11 protein-coding genes and 1 pseudogene are annotated in these 7,242 nt (G+C 42.4%); 5 read left to right on the top strand and 7 right to left on the bottom strand.

The genetic code is table 11. The features are described 5' to 3' along the window. The 4 genes and pseudogenes from RMO55_RS07675 to RMO55_RS07660 form a co-directional block, all read right to left on the bottom strand. Positions 1-272: pseudogene (locus RMO55_RS07675) on the bottom strand (hypothetical protein); the annotation flags it as partial. Between the two features lie 124 nt (positions 273-396). Further along, positions 397-609, bottom strand: coding sequence for a hypothetical protein (locus RMO55_RS07670; protein WP_310425513.1), 213 nt, complete (start codon positions 607-609; stop codon positions 397-399). Positions 610-965: 356 nt separating this feature from the next. Then, positions 966-1,328, bottom strand: coding sequence for a hypothetical protein (locus RMO55_RS07665; protein WP_310425512.1), 363 nt, complete (start codon positions 1,326-1,328; stop codon positions 966-968). Between the two features lie 108 nt (positions 1,329-1,436). Further along, positions 1,437-1,757 (bottom strand): single-stranded DNA-binding protein, encoded by a 321-nt coding sequence (locus RMO55_RS07660; protein ID WP_310425510.1) that lies wholly within the window; start codon positions 1,755-1,757, stop codon positions 1,437-1,439. A gap of 286 nt (positions 1,758-2,043) precedes the next feature. Here RMO55_RS07660 and RMO55_RS07655 point away from each other — a divergent pair, with 286 nt between their 5' ends. Next, a complete protein-coding gene (locus tag RMO55_RS07655; protein ID WP_310425508.1) occupies positions 2,044-2,745 on the top strand; it encodes an AIM24 family protein in 702 nt (233 codons plus the stop codon). 45 nt (positions 2,746-2,790) lie between these two features. Here RMO55_RS07655 and RMO55_RS07650 read toward each other — a convergent pair whose 3' ends face one another. Then, a complete protein-coding gene (locus RMO55_RS07650) occupies positions 2,791-2,997 on the bottom strand; it encodes a hypothetical protein (RefSeq protein WP_310425506.1) in 207 nt (68 codons plus the stop codon). 394 nt (positions 2,998-3,391) lie between these two features. Here RMO55_RS07650 and RMO55_RS07645 point away from each other — a divergent pair, with 394 nt between their 5' ends. Genes RMO55_RS07645 through RMO55_RS07630 form a run of 4 tightly spaced genes read left to right on the top strand, consistent with a single transcriptional unit; the run spans position 3,392 to position 5,535 of the window. After that, positions 3,392-3,727: a hypothetical protein gene (locus RMO55_RS07645; RefSeq protein ID WP_310425504.1), complete on the top strand. Its 336-nt coding sequence runs from the start codon at positions 3,392-3,394 to the stop codon at positions 3,725-3,727. After that, positions 3,711-4,511 carry a ParA family protein gene (locus RMO55_RS07640; RefSeq protein ID WP_310425503.1) on the top strand — a complete coding sequence of 267 codons (801 nt, stop codon included), beginning with the start codon at positions 3,711-3,713 and terminating at the stop codon, positions 4,509-4,511. The genes RMO55_RS07645 and RMO55_RS07640 overlap by 17 nt, the downstream gene beginning before the upstream one ends. Before the next feature lie 2 nt (positions 4,512-4,513). Then, complete coding sequence (locus tag RMO55_RS07635) at positions 4,514-5,308, top strand: ParB/RepB/Spo0J family partition protein (RefSeq protein ID WP_310425501.1); 795 nt, start codon at positions 4,514-4,516, stop codon at positions 5,306-5,308. After that, positions 5,281-5,535, top strand: a complete 255-nt coding sequence (locus RMO55_RS07630; protein WP_310425499.1) for a hypothetical protein — start codon at positions 5,281-5,283, stop codon at positions 5,533-5,535. The genes RMO55_RS07635 and RMO55_RS07630 overlap by 28 nt, the downstream gene beginning before the upstream one ends. A 37-nt stretch (positions 5,536-5,572) precedes the next feature. Here the strand turns inward: RMO55_RS07630 and RMO55_RS07625 are convergent, their stop codons facing one another. Together RMO55_RS07625 and RMO55_RS07620 are read right to left on the bottom strand one after the other, a co-directional pair. Further along, entirely contained in the window at positions 5,573-6,115 is a 543-nt protein-coding gene (locus RMO55_RS07625) for a restriction endonuclease (protein WP_310425498.1), read from the bottom strand. A 47-nt stretch (positions 6,116-6,162) separates the two neighbouring features. Further along, positions 6,163-7,242, bottom strand: a 1,080-nt coding sequence (locus RMO55_RS07620; protein ID WP_310425497.1) for an AAA family ATPase, incomplete at its 5' end; no start/stop codon positions are given.

The raw sequence follows: 7,242 nt of genomic DNA, 5'->3' as shown, positions 1-7,242 counted from the left end.
AGGAACTGCAACTCTTTGACGGAATCTTCAGGACGTGCTATCGGCATCCGTTGAGCAAAGACAGAAGGGATTTCCTTGGTGATTTTAACCTCCAAAGGTTTAATTAACTTTTTCTCAAATAGCAATCGCATATTAGGACTAGCATCGATCGCATCAAATACTCCATTAACATAACAAGTACGATAGCCATCAGCATTTTTTGACATCTTTTGGATTGGATACCACGCTTTACTAATGGGATCTGTCCAACCCATAAATAATCCACTAATCATAATATTTCTCCTAAAATCTTGTTAATTAATAATGAATAAGATTCAATCCAAACTAGGCTATTTACCAAAAGATTTTTATATTTCAAGATACCTCTGCTAGTTCCAGAGCAGAGGTATTTATATTCTAAGCTGATTTAAGGATTCCAGATGTCGTCATCTCCTCATAAGCAGCCGCTTCTAGCTCCATCTGTCGCATGTGAACTAAAAAGTCTAACCCATACTGTTCTGACTCACTTAAATAGTCCAGATCGAATACAGTGGGATCTGAATATCGCTGCATTCCACGAATCTTGATCTCATACCAATAGTTAGAAACTCGCTTTGCAGCACGATACATAATTTCTGTGTCGATCTTCCATATCCCCCGAAGTCGAGCAATCCACTCATCTCTTTCCTGTGGAATGTTATAGCCCAAATAGAATAGGAATGCGGGCTGATCTGTGTGAGCATTTCCCCAAGCATGAGGATCGTCGGCTGGTGCTTCACAAATAACTAAGCCTGGAAGTATTTCTGAGAAGGTGAAACCTTGAACTGTCGAAGGTTATTGCGCTAACATAGAGTTTCATTAATCATTGTTTTGGTCGTTACTCGACCTTTTTTATTGGCAAAAATAGTGAAAGTTAGCAGCAAATAAATTACTACTAACTCTCCTAGTTCCGAAGCAAAGTACACAGATAAATTGCTTACTAGTAATTATGAAACGAGTGCAGTCTCAGACGTGGCTTTGGCTTTATTCACAGCAATAGTAGCGGCACGTTTCTGGGCAGGTGTAAGAGTGACAATAGTTTCTTCAACAAGCTCAATCTCAGTAGGTGCGGGGATGGAAACAACCGCTATGACGGAAGTAATCCACATGCCGATCGTGGCAATGGTAGTAGCCAACCGGAATTTACCAGTGACAACTAAGTTAGACTCTGGCACGAATAATCTTTGATTAACATCAGTTTTAGCAACTGCAAAGTTAACTAGAATATCGCCATCAATAGCAGTACCAGTGATGGTTGTATCGCTGATTTGAACAGTTAAAATTACGAGGTTGGAAGTAGCAGTACGCATGGATTTTGTCCTAATGAAGTGAGTGATTTGGAATACAAAGCGAAGTAAAACTAACCTCTAAATAAATAGAGATTAATTTCACCAAATATCAACAAGCATGGAATCTGACTAAGCAGCTTTAGATTTGGGTGGTAATTGAATTTCAGACACAGTAACGACAGGTTTAGCACGAAGATTGCCATCTTCATCATTCCAATGCTCGAATGCCATATCACCAACAATGCTTACTGGACAACCTTTAGTTAGGTAATTAGCTGCTTTGACAAGTGAATCGCCAATAAATTTCAATTGATACCAATCAGTTGTATCTTCAGAAACTTTGACGGCTAAAGATGTATCAGAAATTTGAAAGTAGCCACTACCATCTTTACGAGGAACATCAGATGTAGAAGTAGTGCGACCAGTGTGACCAGATAAAGTAACTTGCATTAGAAACAAACTCCGAATAAATCTATAAAATTCTCAAAAATTATTCACAGTGGGGTTGATGGCTTAGTAATAGCAACTACTTCTTAATCTTTCAGATATGGCTGAGCATTCAATTGTAAAAAACAATACTTGAGCAACATGAAAATTGAATAATTCCCGATCGAGAAAAGTTCGACATCTAATTCAAGCTGTTCGATTAAGTCAGTCAAGGTCAATATAAAAATACTACTGATTAGTGTACAATCAAGGCTATCCAAAATTTGCTAGTGCAAGCGCAAGAGGATTTATGACTGAAAACCGCTACTCCTTAGCAGCCTTTGTGAACAAAACACTCGACCGAGATCTTCAGCAAGGATTATTTGAATTAGAATCCGATCGAATGCTCGATATTAATCTTAACGGCGAAGTCTGGATCAAAATGGGAGCAATGGTTGCCTACACTGGCCAAGTCAAATTTGTTCGCGAAGGACTACTCGATCAGGGTCTGGGCAACCTGCTCAAAAAAGCCATCTCTGGTGAAGGCACCCAGTTGACGAAAGCAATGGGACATGGATCGGTATTCTGTGCCGACTCCGGCAAAAAGATTACCATTCTGCAACTCAAAAACGAAGCAATTTGCGTAAATGGCAATGACCTACTGGCGTTTGAAATGAGCCTCAAGCCAGAGATCAAAATGATGCGTCGAATCTCTTCAATGTTAGCGGGTGGTTTATTCAATATTCGGCTTGAAGGCACCGGAATGGTCGCTATTACCAGTCACTACGATCCATTGACTTTGCCAGTTACCCCCAACTCTCCCGTCACCACCGATCCCAATGCCACTGTAATGTGGTCGGGCAACCTAGAACCAGAACTGAAAACCGATATCCAGTGGAAAACCTTCATCGGTAGAGGCTCTGGTGAATCGGTACAGATGCTATTTCGGGGTAATGGATTTGTGGTGGTGCAGCCCTATGAAGAAGTCTATTACCAGAATATTCAGTCCTAGCTAATCAATCTACTTGCAGCTTTGAGGCATAGGCATGGAGCGTTTTCAATCTTGGCAATTTTGCTGAATAATTTCTTTGTGATAGGCTGCTGCTAAAGCATCTCTCATCCAGGCAGATGGGTTGGACTTACTCTTAATATGATTGTACACATCCCATTCGACCTTAACTGACAAAGACCGATCTGCCAGATTCAATGGTGCTGGTTCGATTTGATATTGTTTGAGGTGTTCTACTTGTGGATTAGGATTCACGAGAATTGCTAAATACAGCTATCCATAACATTTTAGTCAATTACTGATCGTTCTGTAATTAATTAGGGTGCGCTAATTTAGCGTTCTCTGCCCATCGTACTTCTTCCTCGAAGCGCAGTAATTGGCTCGTTCATTGTGTTTCGATTATTTACCAGATCGATCTATTAGGGTGCATTAACTTAGCTAAATTAGGTATTCTTGCACCCTAATTTAGAATACGACCATCGATTGCTCATCATTCTACATTTGCTTGGTGAATTTATTAGGGTGCATAAGCTCTCTATAAATAAACTTAGTTGCACCCTAATAAAATTAATAGATTCTAAGCTGAATGCCTAGAAAACTAGACAATAGACGGTATAATTAAATTGCAATCAGTCGTTAATCGATCGACATGGCTAAATCGAAAAAGTTCTCAAACATCCCAATTGAGGAAATTGTTGCCAGTTTAGATCGATTGGACGCAGAGGCACTAGAATTAGTTGTTAAAGCAATTCAGGTGATTTTACAAGAGCGACAACTAGCCAGTTGTCAACCAGAATTGGCTGAAATGAATAAACAGACCGAGTATCTCGATCGAGTTGGCATTGGTGCTAATGGCAGTTATGGTTATATCGAATCCAAGTTTATTAACGGCTATGGCCCATATCGCTATCTAAGGCTACGAAAAAGTGGAGTCCATCATTCCTTTTATTTAGGTAAAGCAATTATCAATGACAAGCAAGAATAAGCAAACAATTATTGCTGTGCTTTCCAACTCAGGTGGTGCGGGAAAAAGTACGATCGTGCGTAATGTGGGTTATGAAATGAGTAAGCTTGGCTCGAAGGTTGCTTTAATAGATCTCGATCCTCAGCATAATCTCGACCTATTTTGCGGATTTCCCCTAGCCGAACAGATGGATAACACCATTATTAGGGTATTAAGTGAGAAGTACGATGGCTTATGGTCACTATCTCCCATCCCTAACGAACACATAGATGTTTGTCGCGGGCATATTGGCATGGCTGAAATCCAAAATGAGTTGGTCAACCGTAGGCGCAGTGAGTATGTATTAGCAGATCGACTTCATAAATCCCCATTACCTCATGGTACGATCTTAATTGATTGTCCTGCTACATTAGGTAAAATTTGTGAAAATGCGATCGTCGCCGCTAATTATGTGCTAATCCCACTGATTTTGGAAGATAAAGCTTTGTCTGGGTTAAATGGTCTGATCCAATGGTTACAAGTATTAAACGAAGATCTCAATCTCAACCCACCACCGCAAATTCTGGGAATTATCCCTAATGCCTATGATGCCAAATCGGGTACACATCGTAAGTGTTTGGAGTTTCTCCAGGAAATCACTCAAAAAATGAATTTGCGGCTGTATCCGACAATTAACCAGTCTAACGAAATTAAAAACGCTAATGGCAATGGACTAGCGATCGGAAAATATCGTTCTGGTCATAAAGCAGCAAAAGAGTTTCGCACCCTTACCAATCAAATTTTAGCAGTTATCAACCAACCGTAATTATGAGTAGATTAGATCGCTTTAACGAAATTGGTACGAGTCTGACGACCACTTCAACCACTGCCAATCGAGAAACTATTACCGCGCTTCAAGCTGAAATTGAACGATTGCAGCAAGCACAGCCGACTACACACCTACCGCCTGATTCGATTAAACGCTCTCCTTATCAACCTCGCAAATACTTCGATTCTGATAGTCAAGCTCAACTTAATGCAAATGTGCATGAATTTGGAATTCTGCAAAATTTAGTAGTTCGTTCGATCGATGATGGTTACGAACTGATTGCTGGAGAGCGACGATTGATCGCGGCTAGGGCTAATAACTTAACTACAGTTCCCGTTGTTATTCTAGCTCTATCCGATCGCGATACCCGTAGATTAGCCCTAGCTGAAAATATACACCGCGACAACCTCAATCTGATCGAAGAAACTCAAGCAATTCTGAATCTATTGGCGATCGAGTTGGAGGTTGGCACAAACGACGAAGTTAAGTCTATTCTTTATGCTCTCGACAATTTAGCTAAAGGTAAAAAAGTTACCCATAACGTTATGGGTAACATCGAAGATCGCCAAATCATCGTTGATCGAGTCATCACTGATAACGCCAAAGGCATGAGCTGGCGGTCGTTTGTGAATAATCGGTTGCCATTGCTCAACCTGCCCGATCTGTTGCTAGACGCAATTCTCAAAGGAGAGATTGAATATACCAAAGCACAAGCAATTGCTAAGATCGATGACCTCGCCTCGATCGGCGAGCAGAAATGCTGGAAATGGCGATTGAGCAACACTGGAGTCTGACCCAGATTAAAGATCAGGTGAAAAGTACTCAAATTTCTCCACCACCCATTAATCTCGAACCCAAACAGCGGAGTTCTGACGGACGGGTTCCTCGTCCAGAAGAAGAACCCAAGCAGCGGATTCAGTCCACCCTCAAAAAAGCAACAAGTATCAAGGTGTGGCAAGATCCACAGAAGTGGAAGAAAATTGATAAACTGTTAGCCCAAATCGACGACCTATTGGCCTGATAACATTGTCGATCGTCGTTAAACGACGCGCAAGCTGCTAGTTATTGTTCAAGTCTAATTCCAGTTGCTGATACAATTCTCCTGATAATCGGGGTAATCGATCGATCAGATCGGCAAGCGTTAACTGCCAATTTTGCCTTTGTTTGCGAGGTTTGCGTACTTTGGGCAGCTTTAACTTTAGTGACAATTGCCCTGGTGTCGGTTGAGGACGATGGCGGTGCATCCGCAAATGACACCCACTGCACAGACAAACCAGATTAGACTTGTCATTCTGGGCGGGATTCCCATCTAGATGGTGAACTTGCGCTGACAGTTTGCGTCTGAGCGAGAGGTCGAGGTGGCGGTAACTATTATGTGGCGGCAGGCATTTCAAGCCACAGCGATTACAGCGATAGCCTGCTGCTTGCTTAACTGTTGCGGCAATTTCCGACCAATTATCTGGATAGCCTAGCGTTAGAGCCATAATTCTAAACTTACTCAGTAGGCTGTGCTTCAGTCGTTGGGTTTCTTCCGTAAAGCTTGGATATTCGCCTGCCCTAACACAAAGTCTAGTATCGCTCGATCTATCCTCTGCCATCATACCAAGATCGCGAACGAAGAATCGATGAATGTCGCTCCTTCCGCCAATTATTTAGTCGAAGCTCTCGCATCATAAGATAGGGTATTTCCTCCCAATCTGGCAGGTAGACGAGTATATCTTTTCCCAACCTGATTTTGTCTCACCGCCAACCCAATCGCCTTATTAGAACCCACCACGATCGCTAACTGCTTCGCCCTAGTCAATCCGGTATACACTAAATTTCGCGATAACAATAGGTAATGCTGCATATACAACGGCAAAATCACCACCGGATACTCCGAACCTTGAGATTTATGGATGCTAATCGACCAAGCCAATCCTAGTTCATTTAAGTCCGCATAGTCATAGATAACTTCTCTCCCCTCAAACTGAATCATCACCTCATGCTCAGTTGAATCGATCGCATTAACCACCCCCAAATCTCCATTAAATACCTCCCGCTCGTAATCGTTCTTGAGTTGAATCACCCGATCTCCTACCCGTAGAATATCCCCACCGCGATTAATTTGCGCTTTTTCAGGAGTAGGAGGATTGAGTAATTCTTGCAACACCTGATTCAAATTGCGTGTTCCCACTATCCCTCTGGTCATCGGACACAATACCTGCACGTCCGTAACCGGATTAAACCCTAAACTGGGCACAAAATCTCGAATCAACTCGCAAATCGTTTGCACCCCATGTTCCGGTTCAAAGCCGCCACTATGCCATAGACAATCCGACACAGGCGTATCAGAAATCGGTTCCAAAGTGGGATATTGTCCGCGATTAATTTGGTGAGCAGCGCGAATAATCCCACTCGATTGGGCTTGACGGAACACTTGAGTGAGTCTGACTACTGGAATCCGACCCGATTTAATCAGATCGCCCAGTACGCTTCCTGGCCCCACAGAAGGTAGTTGGTCGATATCTCCCACTATGAGTAAATGGGCATCAGTCCGAATCGCCTTGACTAAAGAATTCGCCAAGAATAAATCCAACATTGAAGCTTCATCGACAACAATTGCATTGTGAGGTAAGGGGTCGTCAACAGACCGTTTAAACCCTCTAGTCGCCGGATCGAACTCCAATAGACGGTGAATGGTCTTAGCCTCAATTCCCGCCATTTCTGACAGCCTCTGAGCGGCTCT

The sequence above is a fragment of the Chamaesiphon sp. VAR_48_metabat_135_sub genome (assembly GCF_031418915.1).
Taxonomy (GTDB): Bacteria; Cyanobacteriota; Cyanobacteriia; order Cyanobacteriales; family Chamaesiphonaceae; genus Chamaesiphon.
The sequence above is the reverse complement of the archived record's forward strand: the minus strand, read 5'-3'. Positions and strand labels throughout refer to the sequence as shown.